Genomic DNA, 13,083 nt, shown 5'->3' on the forward strand with positions numbered 1-13,083 from the left:
GCCATGTCCGTCACCACCGAAACCCTCACCACGGCACCCGCCCAGCCCTCAAGCCCGGAGCCCGTCCGGCGCGGGCGCCCGGTCACCTCGACCGCCGCGCTCATCGGGAAGAAGGTCCTCGGCGCGCTGTTCGTCATCTGGGCCGCGGCCTCGATCACCTTCCTCATCCAGTCCCTGCTGCCTGGGGACCGCGCCACGCTCCTGCTGAACCAGCAGACCGGGCAGGTGCAGGAGCGCTCCGCCGAGGAACTGGCGCCGATCAACGAGCAGTTCGGCTTCGACGATCCGCTGCTCGTCCAGTACGTCACCTTCCTGGGTGGCCTGCTGCGCGGGGACCTGGGCATCTCCTACACCCTGTACCAGCCGGTCACCACCGTGATCGGGGACCAGATCGTCCCCACCCTGGTCCTGACGTTCACCGCCCTCGCCGTGGCCTGGGCCCTGGCGATCGTGCTCCTGCTGCTCACGGCCCGCCGCGCGCCCTGGGTGTCCCGGATCTTCTCCGGCCTCGAGTCCGCGGCGGCCGCCCTGCCGCAGTACTGGCTGGGCATCATCCTGCTCGTGGTGTTCTCCCTGTGGCTGGGGCTCTTCCCCGTGGTCTCGGGCAGCGGCACGGCCGGCCTGGTGCTGCCGGCGCTGACCCTCGGCATCCCGCTGGCCGGCTTCCTCGCCCAGGTGATGCGCGCCGAGTTCGAGCGGACCATGGATGAACCGTTCGTCCTCACCGCCCGGGCCCGCGGCATGTCCGACGGCGGCGTGCGGCTGCGCCACGTGCTGCGCCACTCGCTGTTGCCCGGTCTCAGCCTGACCGGCTGGGCGGTGGGAGCCCAGTTCTCCGCCGCCGTGATCGCCGAGAACGTGTTCGCCCGGCCCGGCCTCGGACGGGTCCTGGTCACCGCAGTCAACGGCCGTGACCTGCCCGTGGTCTGCGGCGTGGTCATGCTCGTGGCCCTCGTCTATGTGATCACCAACCTGATCGTGGACACCGCCTACATCCTCGTGGATCCCCGACTGAAGGAGGCAGCATGACCGCCCAGCCCCAGAGCCAGCCTCGAATACCAGCCGACGCCGGCACCACCGGTGGGGTGCCCGCCGCGCCTCACCCGGCCGGGCCGGTGCAGTCCGCCACCTGGCGACGGGTCCCGGTCACCGTGTGGATCGCCGGGGTGTTCGCGGGGCTGCTGCTCCTCGCCGCCTTCGCCCCGGGCGTCCTGGCCACCCATGATCCGCGCGCCATCACCTTGGGCAGCCCGCTGGCCGCGCCCAGCTGGGAGCACTGGTTCGGTACCGACCAGTCGGGCCGGGACCTGTACTCGAGGATCGTGCACGGCACCACTCAATCCCTGCTGATCGGGCTCGGTTCCGCGGCCGTGGGCGTGGGACTCGCCGTGGTCTTCGGGTCCTGGGCAGCACTGGGCGGACGCTGGGCGGACGCCGTCATCGGCCGGGCGATCGAGGTCCTCTTCGCCTTCCCCATCCTGCTGCTGGCCATGGTGTTCATCGCGGTCTACGGGCCCTCGGTGCAGACCCTGATCCTCGCGGTCGGGCTGGGGATCGCCCCCGGCTATGCCCGGATGGTCCGCGCCCAGGTGATGAGCGTCCGGCGGTCCGGCTACGTCCAGGCGGCGCAGGCCCTGGGGCACCACCCCGGACGGGTCCTGGCGCAGCACATCCTGCCGAACGCCCTGCGGCCCCTGCTGGCGGTCCTGACCCTCGGCATCGGTCAGTCCATCGTCTGGGCCTCCGGCCTGGCGTTCCTCGGCTTCGGGGTGGCCCCGCCCTCACCCGAGTGGGGTGCCCTCCTGGAAGCCGGCCGCCCCTACATCATCGAGGCCTGGTGGCTGGAGATCATCCCTGGCCTGGCCGTGCTGGCCACCGCCCTGACCGCCACCGTCCTCGGCAAGTTCGTGGAGTCCACCCTAGAAGGAGAACGCTGATGACCACCCTGACCGACACCGCCACGCCCCTCCTGACGGACCCGGCCCCTGAGGGCGGCGCCGCCGGAGCAGCGTCCCGCCCCCTGGTCGAGGTGGAGAACCTCAACGTCTGGTTCTCGGACGCCCACGGCCGCCGCAGCCACGTGGTGCATGACGTCTCCGTGCAGATCCACGCCGGCGAGTGCGTGGCGATCATCGGCGAGTCGGGCTCCGGGAAGTCCGTGACCGCCCGGACCCTCATCGGCCTGACCGGACCCAACTCCCACGTGCGGGCGGACACGGCCACCGCCCTGGGCCGGGACATCCAGACGCTGCGGGACACGGACTGGCGGTCCATCCGCGGCAAGGACATCGGCTTCATCCTGCAGGACGCCCTCGTCTCCCTGGACCCACTGCGTACCGTGGGAGCGGAGATCGGTGAATCGCTGCGCCTGCACGGCGTGCGGGACCGCGCGGAGCGGGCGGCCCGGGTGGAACAGCTGCTCGCGGAGGTCGGCGTCCCCGAGCCGCACCTGGTGGCAGGCCAGCGCCCGGACCAGCTCTCCGGCGGCCTGCGCCAGCGCGCCCTGATCGCCTCGGCCATCGCCAACCACCCGTCCCTGGTGGTGGCCGACGAACCGACCACCGCCCTCGACGTCACCGTCCAGGCCCAGGTCCTGGACCTGCTGGCCCAGCGCAAGGCGGACGGCACCGCGATCCTGCTGATCAGCCATGACTTCTCCGTGGTGGGACGGCTGGCCGACCGCGTGCTGGTGATGCAGGGTGGCTGGATCGTGGAGTCCGGGACCGCGGCCGAGGTGCTGGAGAACCCGCAGCACCCCTACACCCGCCAGCTGCTGGACGCCGTGCCCTCCGGGCACACCAAGGGTGAGTACCTCACCGAGGAGGGCCGGGCTCGGGCCGCAGCGCGCGCGACGACGGCCGGCACCTCACAGCGCACGGCCCCGGCCGGCGTCGGGAACCCGGCAGAGCCGAAGGACGAGGCGAGCCAGGTGCCCGCGGTGCTGTCCGCGCGCGGACTGACCAAGTCCTACCGGGGGCCGGACGGCCGGGACCGCACCGTGGTGCGGGACGTGTCCTTCGACGTGCACGCCGGGCGGACCCTCGGCATCGTGGGGGAGTCCGGCTCCGGCAAATCCACCACGGCGTCCATGGCCCTGGGCTTCATCGCCCCGGACGCGGGCACCGTCCTGCTGGACGGTGCACCCTGGAGCGAGCTGTCCCTGGCCGGGCGGAGGTCCCGCCGCCGCGAGGTGACCGTGGTCTATCAGGACCCGCTGAGCTCCTTCGACCCGCGGTGGAGCGGCGAGAGGATCCTCACCGACGCGCTCGACGCCGGCACGGCCCCCGGGGTGTTCGCCTCGTCCCGGGCGCGGCGGGCCCACCGGCAGGAGCAGTCCGAGCGGGCGGCGCAGCTGGCCCGCCTGGTCGGCCTCACCCCGGAGCACCTGGCCAAGCACCCGCTGCGGCTCTCCGGGGGCCAACGGCAGCGGCTCTCGATCGCCCGCGCCCTGGCCCCGGAGCCGAAGGTCGTGGTGCTGGACGAGGCCGTCTCCGCCCTGGACGTCTCGGTGCAGGCCCAGGTGCTGGACCTGCTCACCGAACTCCAGGAGACCCTCGGGACCACCTACCTGTTCATCTCCCACGACCTCGGGGTGATCCACCATATGAGCGACGAGATCCTGGTCATGAAGGACGGGGTGGCCGTGGAGCACGGAGACGCCGACCGCGTGTTCGAACAGCCGGAACACCACTACACCCAGGCACTGCTGGGCTCCCTGCAGGCGCTCTCGACCACGGTCCGCTGAGGCGCTCAGTCGATCCGGGCGGAGACGTTCCAGATGTCGATGGTGGACACCTCACCGGGCTGCTTGCCGGTGATCGCATCGATGCACGCCAGCTCCTCGTCCGTGAACGCCGTGTTGGCCAGGGCGCCCAGGTTCTCGTCCAGCTGGCCCGTCGAGGAGGCGCCCAGCAGCACCGAGGTCACGCCGCCTGGCCGCAGCAGCCACGAGATCGCCAGCTGGGCCAGGGACTGCCCGCGCTCGCCGGCCAGCTCGTTCAGCGCCCGTGCCGTCGCGAGGTTCTCCTCCGTCAGGTGACCACTGAGGGAGGTGCGGCCGCCGGAGGGGACGGCGCCGTCGTCGTGCAGGTACTTGTCCGTCAGCAGGCCCTGGGCCAGCGGCGTGAAGGCGATGGACCCCATGCCCTGTTCCTGCAGGGTCTGCAGGAGGCCGTCCTCCACCCAGCGGTTCAGCAGGGAGTAGGCCGGCTGGTGGATGACCAGCGGGGTGCCCAGCTCCCGGGCGATGCGCTGGGCCTCGACCGTGCGCTCGGGCGAGTAGGAGGACAGGCCCACGTAGAGCGCCTTGCCCTGGGTGACCAGGGTGTGCAGGGCACCGATGGTCTCCTCCAGGGGCGTGTCCGCATCCGCGCGGTGGGAGTAGAACAGGTCCACATAGTCCAGGCCCATCCGCTGCAGGGAGGCATTCGCGGCGGCCAGGATGTACTTGCGGGAGCCCAGGTTGCCGTACGGCCCCGGCCACATGTTCCAGCCCGCCTTCGAGGAGATGATCAGCTCGTCCCGGTAGCGGCCCAGGTCTTTGGCCAGGACCCGGCCGAAGTTCTCCTCGGCGGATCCGGCGGGCGGCCCGTAGTTGTTGGCCAGGTCGAAGTGGGTGATGCCGCGGTCGAAGGCGTGGGTCAGGATCTCCCGCTGGGTGGAGAAGGGACGGTTGTCCCCGAAGTTCCACCACAGTCCCAGGCTGATCGGCGGCAGCGCGAGGCCCGTGGCGCCGACCCGGCGGTAGCCGGTGGACTCATAGCGGTCCGCCGCCGCCACGTAGGGAGCGTGGTGTTCGGGCGTGGGCACGGGGCTGATCTCACCGGTGTTCATGCAGTTCCTCCAAGACGTTGGTCGGTCCTCTACCGTGGAGCACTGTACGCCCCGGATGGCAGGCTGGGGACATGAGCGAAACACAGGGCCATCCGGCCGTCATCGGCGAACCCTCTGCCCGGTTCGAGCGGGACGGTCCGGGCTGCTGGGCCATCGTGGAGGTGGCCGTCCCCGGAACCGCCGAGGAGGTCTGGGATTCGGTTGCCACCGGCCCCGGCTACCGCCGCTGGTTCGTGGAGGCGGAGCTGGAGCCCCGCGTTGGCGGCGCCCTGGTGACCCACCATGGCGACTTCGGCGACTCCGAGGGCACCATCACCGCCTGGGATCCGCCCCACCGCTATGCGTACGTGGAACCCGACTGGATGGGCGAGGGCGCCCCGGTCCCCGACTGGACCACCGAGATCACCCTGGAACCTGTGCCCGACGACGGCCCGCCGGCCACCCTCGTCCGGCTCACCAGCGGCGTGGCCACCGAGGCGGACACCTGGGGCGAGGACATCGGGGGCACACTGCCCGGCTGGCGGTCCGCGCTGCGGCTGCTCGCCGAGTACCACGCCCACTTCGCCGGGCGGGAGACCGCCCAGGCCTTGGTGATGCGCGAGGTCCCGGCGGGGCATCGGCTGACGGTGCTGCTGGGATTGGAGGGGGCCGTCGTCGGGCAGCAGGCCACCGCCCGCGCCGAGACCGATGGGCGGCACCTCGCGGTGACCGGCACGGTGATCGAAGCGAGCAGCGGCCCGGGCGGCACGGGGCCGACCCAGCAGGACTCGGTGGTGCTGCGCGTGACCGACGGGACCGGCGGGACCACACCGGGCGTCTACGAGTTCGGCACCATACAGTACGGCGAGACCAGGATGTCCGTGGTGCGTGGCTACCTGCACGTCCCGGCCGGTGCGGACCCAGGGGCCGCCGAGGCGGCCCGGACCGTCGAGCGCGACTGGGCCGGCGTCCTCGATGTGCTCCTGGCGTGATCTCTCTCCGTCGCTGGGATTCGGTTCCATTTGACGTGCGACTCAGTCCCGCCCCATAGTGGTCTGCGTCACCCGCGTAGAGGAGTCATGGATGTCCACCACGAATGCCACCACCGCCCCACCCGCAGCCGCGCTGGCGGCGCAGTACGAACCGCTCTCCCCGCTGGGCTTCCTGGGCCGGACCGCGGCGGTCTTCCCCGAGCGCGAGGCCGTGGTCTACGGACGCCGCCGATCCACCTACCGTGAGTTCGCCGGGGAGGTGCAGCAGCTGGCGAAGGCCCTGAAGGCCGCCATCTCGCCGGGCCAGACCGTCACGTTCATCGCCCCCAACATCCCGCAGATGCTGGTGGCACACTTCGCCGTGCCCCTGGCGGGCGGTGTCCTCAGTGCCCTCAATCCGCGGCTCACGCCACGGGAGGTCGGCTACATCCTGGAGCACTCCGAAGCCGCGGTGGTCTTCGCGGATGCGGAGGTGGCGGCCCAGGTGCGGGAGGTCGCCTCCGGCCTGCCGAGGGACCCGCTAGTGGTCGAGATCGTGGACTCCGAGGCCGGCCATGCCGCTCCCACCGGGGCGGGCGTCCTGACCTATGACGTGTTCCTGGACCGTGCGCCGGGCGGCGAGGACCTGCCCTGGCGGGTGGAGGACGAGGAAGCGCCCATCACGCTCAACTACACCTCCGGGACCACGGGACCGCCCAAGGGCGTGCTGTACACCCACCGTGGGGCGTACCTGGCGGCGCAGGGCGAGGTCTTCCACAACGGGTACACGGGCACCACGCGATTCCTGTGGACCCTGCCGATGTTCCACTGCAACGGCTGGTGCATGCCGTGGGCGGTCACGGCGGCCGGCGGCACCCACGTCTGTCTGCGCGCCGTGCGCCAGGACCCCATCTGGGATGCCTTCGAGGAAGAGGGCATCACCCATCTCAGCGGGGCGCCGATCGTCTGCGCCATGATCGTCGAGTCCGAGCGGTCCCACGGCCTGGAACGCGAGGTGCGGATGACGACTGCCGGTGCTGCCCCGCCACCGTCCGTGATCGAGGCGCTGGAGTCCCTGAACATCACTCCGGTCCACGTCTACGGGCTCACGGAGAGCTACGGCCCCTTCACCATCTGTGAACCACAGGAGTCATGGTCCAGCCTGCCGGCTGCCGAGCGCGCCCGGTTGATGGCCCGCCAGGGCGTGCCGATGGTCCATGCCGCCCAGGTGGCCATCCTGGACCCGGAGCTGAACGTCCTGCCCGCGGATGGCGAGACCATGGGAGAGGTGGCCCTGCGCGGCAACGGGGTGATGAAGGAGTACTTCAAGAACCCCGAGGCCACGGCGGAGGCCTTCCGCGGGGGCTGGTACCACACCGGGGATCTCGGCGTGATGCACCCGGACGGCTACCTCCAGCTGATGGACCGGCTCAAGGACATCATCATCTCCGGCGGGGAGAACATCTCCTCGATCGAGGTGGAGTCCGTGCTGCACGCCCATCCGCAGGTCGCAGACGTGGCCGTGGTGGGCCTCCAGGACGCCAAGTGGGGTGAGCGGCCGGTGGCCTTCGTGGTCCTGGAGGCCGGCGCCGAGGTCGCCTCGGAGGACCTCCGGGCCACCTGCAAGGAGTCCCTGGCCGGGTTCAAGGTGCCGGACCGGGTGGAGTTCGTGGACGAATTGCCCCGGACGGCCACCGGCAAGATCCGCAAGAACACCCTGCGGACACTCGAGTCCAGCCAGTCCAGCTGACCCAGATAACCGGTCAGGCCTTCGGCGCGTAGTAGCGGCCGAGCACCTCGTCCTTCAGGTCCCAGAACGTGCCGTCCTGGATGGAGACGCGGATCCGGTCCACCAGGCGCACGGTGAAGCGCTCGTTGTGGACGGAGATCAGCGTGTGCGCCACCATCTCCTTGGCTTTGATGAGGTGGTGGATGTACGCCCGCGTGTAGTGGGCGCAGGTGTAGCAGTCGCAGCCCTCCTCCAGCGGGGAGAAGTCGCGCTTGTATTTGGCCCCGGGCAGGTTGAAGCGGCCGCCGGAGGTGTAGAAGGCGCCGGTGCGGGCCACGCGGGTGGGGGAGACGCAGTCGAAGGTGTCCGCTCCGTTCTCCACGGCGGTGAACAGGTCGTCCGGTTCGGAGATGCCCAGCAGGTGCCGGGGCTTGTCCTCCGGCAGCTCCTCGGCGCACCAGCCGACGATCGTGCCCAGGTTCTCCTTCTCCAGTGCCCCGCCGATCCCGTAGCCGTCGAAGCCGTGTTCAAGAGACTGACTGTCACTGTCACCGTGGCCGCCGCCGGGGAATCCGGTGCGCATGGCGGCCAGGTCACCGCACGCCTTGCGCCGCAGGTCCTCGTACTGCGCCCCCTGGATGACCCCGAACAGGGCCTGGTAGGGCTTGGCCGCGCGCTCGCCGGTGAGGCGGGCGTGTTCGACGAGGCAGCGCTGGGCCCAGCGGCGGGTCCGCTCGAGGGCTTCCTCCTGGTAGCCGCGGGAGTTGTGCAGGGTGGTGAGCTCGTCGAAGGCGAACATGATGTCCGCGCCGAGCTGGTGCTGGATACCCACGGAGACCTCCGGGGTGAAACGGTGCCGGTCCCCGTTGAGGTGGGACTTGAACCAGACCCCGTCCTCGTCCACGTTGGCCAGTCGCTCCTTGCCGGGCGCCACCGCGTCGTCCGCGCCCTGGCCGGAGGGAGCCTTCGGACCGGCCATGTCGATGACCTTCTTGAACCCCGAGCCCAGGCTCATCACCTGGAAACCGCCGGAATCGGTGAACGTCGGCCCGTGCCAGTTCATGAACTGTCCCAGGCCGCCGGCCTCGTCCAGCAAGTCCGCTCCCGGCTGCAGGTACAGGTGATACGCGTTGGCCAGCAGGGCCTGCGCGCCGAGCTCCGCCATGGCCTCGGGCAGCACGGCCTTCACGCTGGCCTGCGTGGCCACCGGGATGAACGCCGGCGTCTGGATGGTGCCGTGCGGGGTGGTGATGGTCCCGGTGCGGCCCGGACGCGGCTGCCCGTCCGGTCCCGTCAGGCGGGAGCCGACGGCGAAGGAGAAGTCCCGCGGAGTGGCCGCGGCGTGCGCTGGGTTACGGGGGGACGTCTGATGGGTCACGGTGGGCGGGGTTCCTTCGGTCGGGGGTCTGCCATCAATGGTATGTATCAGGGGAGAGAAGCATGACCACAGGAGAATGAGGGGGACGGTGGCGGACAGCACGGACGAGGCCGGGGGCCGGACGAGGCCCCGGCTCGCGGACATCAACCCGATCCCCTCGTTCTTCACCATGGCACCGGCCGACCGGGACCACGAGGTGGCGGTCCGCTGCGGGATCACGGTGCTGGTCCCGCTGCTGACACTGCTGCTGATCGATCGGATCGACCTGGCGGTCTTCGCCTCCTTCGGCGCCTTCACCGGGATCTACGGGCGGAACCTGGCGCACGGCGCCCGATTGCAGATGCAGGCCCGGGCCGGCGCCCTCATGGCCGTGGTGCTGCTGCTGGCCACCCTGGCCGGGCGCAACGGCCTGTCCGGGTCTGAGCAACCCTGGGCCCTGGTGGGGCTGACCACTCTCGTGGCCGGAGCCTGTGCTGTGGTGGCCGCCTACTGGAACCTGCGCCCGTCCGGGTCCCTGTTCCACATCTTCGCTTTCGCGGCGGTGTCCTCCGTGCCGTTCCAGCCGCCCCTGGGCGAGGCGATGCTGACGGCGGTGCTGACCATCGCGTTCGCGCTGCTGGTCGGGATCTCCTCCCGGGTACTGCCCCGGAACCGGCACCGCATCGAACGGCCCGCCGGCCAGCCGATCACCGGGCGGCACCGGCTGGTCTGGTCCGAGGCGGCCTGGTACGTGGTGGCCGCCGGGGTGGCCGGCTCGCTGGCGACGGCGCTGGGGCCGGTGCTGGGCATCGATCACAACTACTGGGCCATGGTCGCCGCCGTGGTCCCGCTCGTCGGCCACTCCACGCGCTACCGCGTGAACCGCGGCCTGCAGCGCATCCTGGGTACTTTCCTGGGCCTGCTGGTCCTCGCCGGGGTCCTGTGGATCCACCCGCCGCTGTGGGCCATCGTGCTGATCATCGCCCTGCTGCAGTGCACCGCCGAGCTCTACATCGCCCGCCAGTACATCCTGGCGCAGATCGCCGTCACGCCACTGGCCCTGCTCTCCACCGTTCTGGCCATGAGCGCCTCCACCGCCGCCGTGGACACCACCGGGCTGATCTACGACCGCTTCGTCGAGACCGTGATCGGCGCCCTCGTGGGCATGGCCTGCGTCTTGACGCCCTGGGCCTGGCGCAAGTGGGTGCTCCACTCCGCGCACCCGTCCCGCATCGGGTGACCGGTCAGTCGCCCGGGGCGGTGTCCGCGATCCGATCCGCCAGGGCGCGCAACGCCGCGACCTCGCGGCGCACGCGCCGGTCCAGCTCCTCTTCCGTGAACGTCTCCGAGCCGCCGCGGGCTCGCAAGTACATCAGCGTGGCCAGCCGGGACTCGCGCCATCCGCGTTCGCCGATCGGATCACCGTTGGCCTCGGCGCGCAGCACCTCGCGGTCGTAGAGGTTCGGCTCGTTCATCTGCCGTTGGCGGATCTCGGCAGCCCGCTGGGCGCGGATCGGATCCTCTTCGTCCTGGTCCGGCTCGGCCAGGCGGGCACCGGCGGCCCGGCCCTCCGCCTCCTCGCCGCGGTGGAAGTGGATGTTGGCGGCCAGGGCCAGGGAGGACTCGATGGACTTCCACCGCCCCATGGCCCCGTCATAGGGCAACTGGGTCAGCAGGGTCGTCAGCCGCAGGGCGCCGTCCGAGTCGTCCAGGTCGATGAACAGGTGCCGGGCCAGCGTGTCGATGTCCTCGAGCTGAGCACCCGAGCGCAGGTTGATGCCCCGGGACAGCTTCGAGGCCACGGCCAGCACGTGCTGGTTGTCCGGGTGCAGCTGGGCGACCTCCACGACCGTGGCCTCCGGGCTGCCCTCCTCCACGGGGGAGAGGTCCGTGCTGACGTCCAGGGCCGGCGCCGGCCGGTGCGTGCGCACGCGGATCGTGGAGCCGTAGGCGATCCGCACCTCGCGGCCGTCGGACAGGGTGGCGACCACGAGGGCCGGGGTGCCGAAATCGTCGCGGGTCGTGCGGACCTGGGCCACGGGGGTCGACGGCTCACCCTGCCGGGTCAGGAACCGGTCGCCCGGCCCGACCTGCTGGGCCTTGACGGAGCGCAGGTAGTCTCCTGCGGCGTCGTGCGTTCCGGTGTTCTGGGGGTTCGGGGCGGTCATGGCTCAGCGCCCCCAGCCCACGTGGGCGAGCGCCTGGCGCACCAGGTTCCCGCGGCCACCGATGAACTCGGACTGGACCGCCTCGCTGACCGCCTCCTCCGGGGTCAGCCAGGACAGCTCGAGGGCATCGCCGCGGGGCTGGCACTCACCCGTCACGGGGACCAGGTAGGCCAGGGCCACCGCGTGCTGGCGGTCGTCCGTCAGTCCGGTCTCCGAGGGGCTCGGGAAGTATTCGGCCACCGTGAACGGGGTGATGGACGGCGGCAGCTGCGGCAGGGCGAGCGGGCCGAGGTCCTTCTCCAGGTGGCGCATGAGGGCGGCACGCACGGTCTCCCGGTACTGCACCCGGCCGGAGACCAGGGTGCGGCGCAGGTGGCCGTCACCGTCGGCCCGGTACAGCAGCCCGATCTCCGACACGTATCCGAGGGGGTCCAGGCGAACCGGCAGGGCCTCCACGTAGACCATGGGCAGGCGGCGGCGGGCCTCGTACAGTTCCTCTTCCGACAGCCACCCGGGATTCGGGTCGGGGGTGCGAACGCTCATGCCCTCAGTTCTACCCGAGTCCGGTGCACCGGTCACGCCGACGGTCCGTGGAGGGGGCAGACTGGGGACATGTCCAGCGGAGCGGTCGGTGTCATCGTGTTCTTGTTCTTCGCCTTGGTGGCCATGGCGTTCATGCTCGCCTTCGCCGCGGCCTACCGGGAGCGCTGGCTGCAATGGCGATCGCATCGCCAGCCCGGGGCCCGAGAGTCCCGGACCCCGGGAATAGCGCCGGCGGAAGACAGCCGGCACCATCCGTGTGGGTCAGATCAGCCCGCCACGCCTGCGGCCGCGGTTTCCCGTTGGCGTACCGGCGTGGACAGCCGGCCCCAGGAACCGCGGTGATAGGCCGGGGCCAGCAGCTGCCGCCACCGCTCGTCGCCGAGTGACTGGGCGGCCTCCACGGGCCAATTGGGGTGGACCAGGGCGGCCCGGCCGATGTCGACGGCATCCGCCCGGCCCTCGGCGAGCACGGAGTCGGCGAGCTCGGGATCGGTGATCGCCCCGACGGCCGAGACGAACAGGCGGCGGGAGGCGCCGTCGTCGGACAGCTGCATGCCCTGCCCCGCATCCAGGGTGAGGTCGGCGGTGCCGGCGAGGACGGCGTCGGCCAGGGGAACCTGATAGGCGGGGCCCTTGGGGCCCTGGTAGACGTCCCCGATGCCGCCGGAGGAGACATCCACCCAGTCCAGGCCCAGGCCTGTGAGTTCGCGGACGAGGCGGACCGTGTCCTGCTCGCCCCAACTGTCCTCGAGCCAGTCGGAGCCGGAGAGCCGGATGCCGAGGATCTTCTCCGCCGGCCATACCTCACGGACCGCCTCCACGATCCGGCGGGCCAGGCGGGTGCGGTTCTCGAAGGAGCCGCCCCACTCATCGGTCCGGCGGTTGGTGACGGGGGACAGGAACTGGTGGATGAGGTAACCGTGGGCCCCGTGGATCTGCACGGCGGCGAACCCGGCCTCGTCCGCGCGGCGGGCGGACGCGGCGAAGGCCTCGATGACCTGCTCGATCTCGGCACCGCTCAGCTCCCGGGTGGGGCCGACGGCGGAGACGGCCGGGACACCGGAGGGAGAGACGGTCTCCCAGCCGCCCTCGTCCAGCGGGATGCCCTCATCCGGGTAGCCCGGGTGGGCCGGCCAGGTGGAGGCCTTGGAGCCGGCATGGGCCAGCTGGATGGCCGGGACGGCGCCCTGGGAGCGGATGAAGTCGACGATCGGCGCCCAAGCATCCCGTTGGACGTCGTTCCAGAGCCCGGTGTCCTGGTCCGAGATGCGTCCCTCGGGGAGCACCGAGGAGGCCTCGGCCACCACCATCCCGAAACCACCGGTGGCGCGGGCACCCAGGTGCGCCAGATGCCAGGGCCCGGGGACGCCGTCCTTGGCGGTGACGTTGTACTGGCACATGGGAGGCAGGATCAGCCGGTTGCGCAGGGTGAGGCCGGACACGGTCACGGGATCGAAGAGAAGACTCATGTCAGGCACAACCACGGGGTGGTCCGGGAGTATT

Annotated in this window: 11 protein-coding genes; 6 read left to right on the forward strand and 5 right to left on the reverse strand. The window is 71.2% G+C overall.

The annotated features are described in order from the left end of the window. Positions 1-3 precede the first annotated feature (3 nt). From IEX49_RS07065 to IEX49_RS07075, 3 genes are read left to right on the forward strand one after another with little or no spacing between them, the layout of a single operon-like run. Positions 4-1,029 carry an ABC transporter permease gene (locus tag IEX49_RS07065; protein ID WP_188805457.1) on the forward strand — a complete coding sequence of 342 codons (1,026 nt, stop codon included), beginning with the start codon at positions 4-6 and terminating at the stop codon, positions 1,027-1,029. Continuing rightward, on the forward strand, positions 1,026-1,937 hold the full coding sequence (locus tag IEX49_RS07070) for an ABC transporter permease (protein WP_188805458.1): 912 nt from the start codon (positions 1,026-1,028) through the stop codon (positions 1,935-1,937). The genes IEX49_RS07065 and IEX49_RS07070 overlap by 4 nt, the downstream gene beginning before the upstream one ends. Next, the gene (locus tag IEX49_RS07075) at positions 1,937-3,745 is read left to right on the forward strand and encodes a dipeptide ABC transporter ATP-binding protein (RefSeq protein WP_188805459.1); all 1,809 of its coding nucleotides are present in this window, start codon (positions 1,937-1,939) and stop codon (positions 3,743-3,745) included. The genes IEX49_RS07070 and IEX49_RS07075 overlap by 1 nt, the downstream gene beginning before the upstream one ends. A 5-nt stretch (positions 3,746-3,750) precedes the next feature. Here the strand turns inward: IEX49_RS07075 and IEX49_RS07080 are convergent, their stop codons facing one another. After that, complete coding sequence (locus IEX49_RS07080; RefSeq protein WP_188805460.1) at positions 3,751-4,833, reverse strand: aldo/keto reductase; 1,083 nt, start codon at positions 4,831-4,833, stop codon at positions 3,751-3,753. A gap of 71 nt (positions 4,834-4,904) precedes the next feature. On the opposite strand from IEX49_RS07080, the gene IEX49_RS07085 reads away from it, so the two are divergent. Both IEX49_RS07085 and IEX49_RS07090 read left to right on the forward strand, forming a co-directional pair. Next, positions 4,905-5,804 (forward strand): SRPBCC family protein, encoded by a 900-nt coding sequence (locus tag IEX49_RS07085; protein ID WP_188805461.1) that lies wholly within the window; start codon positions 4,905-4,907, stop codon positions 5,802-5,804. A gap of 91 nt (positions 5,805-5,895) precedes the next feature. Continuing rightward, positions 5,896-7,533, forward strand: a complete 1,638-nt coding sequence (locus tag IEX49_RS07090) for an AMP-binding protein (RefSeq protein ID WP_188805462.1) — start codon at positions 5,896-5,898, stop codon at positions 7,531-7,533. A 13-nt stretch (positions 7,534-7,546) separates the two neighbouring features. Here the strand turns inward: IEX49_RS07090 and IEX49_RS07095 are convergent, their stop codons facing one another. Continuing rightward, complete coding sequence (locus IEX49_RS07095) at positions 7,547-8,890, reverse strand: tRNA guanosine(34) transglycosylase Tgt (protein WP_188805463.1); 1,344 nt, start codon at positions 8,888-8,890, stop codon at positions 7,547-7,549. A gap of 88 nt (positions 8,891-8,978) precedes the next feature. On the opposite strand from IEX49_RS07095, the gene IEX49_RS07100 reads away from it, so the two are divergent. Then, positions 8,979-10,109: an FUSC family protein gene (locus IEX49_RS07100; RefSeq protein ID WP_308421926.1), complete on the forward strand. Its 1,131-nt coding sequence runs from the start codon at positions 8,979-8,981 to the stop codon at positions 10,107-10,109. A gap of 4 nt (positions 10,110-10,113) precedes the next feature. Here the strand turns inward: IEX49_RS07100 and IEX49_RS07105 are convergent, their stop codons facing one another. The 3 genes from IEX49_RS07105 to IEX49_RS07115 all read right to left on the reverse strand — a co-directional run bounded on the left by IEX49_RS07105 (position 10,114) and on the right by IEX49_RS07115 (position 13,049). Next, the gene (locus tag IEX49_RS07105; RefSeq protein WP_188805464.1) at positions 10,114-11,037 is read right to left on the reverse strand and encodes a DUF6707 family protein; all 924 of its coding nucleotides are present in this window, start codon (positions 11,035-11,037) and stop codon (positions 10,114-10,116) included. Between the two features lie 3 nt (positions 11,038-11,040). Continuing rightward, entirely contained in the window at positions 11,041-11,580 is a 540-nt protein-coding gene (locus tag IEX49_RS07110) for an NUDIX hydrolase family protein (RefSeq protein ID WP_188805465.1), read from the reverse strand. A gap of 266 nt (positions 11,581-11,846) precedes the next feature. Beyond that, positions 11,847-13,049: an NADH:flavin oxidoreductase/NADH oxidase gene (locus tag IEX49_RS07115; RefSeq protein WP_188805466.1), complete on the reverse strand. Its 1,203-nt coding sequence runs from the start codon at positions 13,047-13,049 to the stop codon at positions 11,847-11,849. Positions 13,050-13,083: the final 34 nt, after the last annotated feature.

It is taken from the genome of Citricoccus zhacaiensis (genome assembly GCF_014645315.1).
Lineage (GTDB): Bacteria > Actinomycetota > Actinomycetes > Actinomycetales > Micrococcaceae > Citricoccus > Citricoccus zhacaiensis.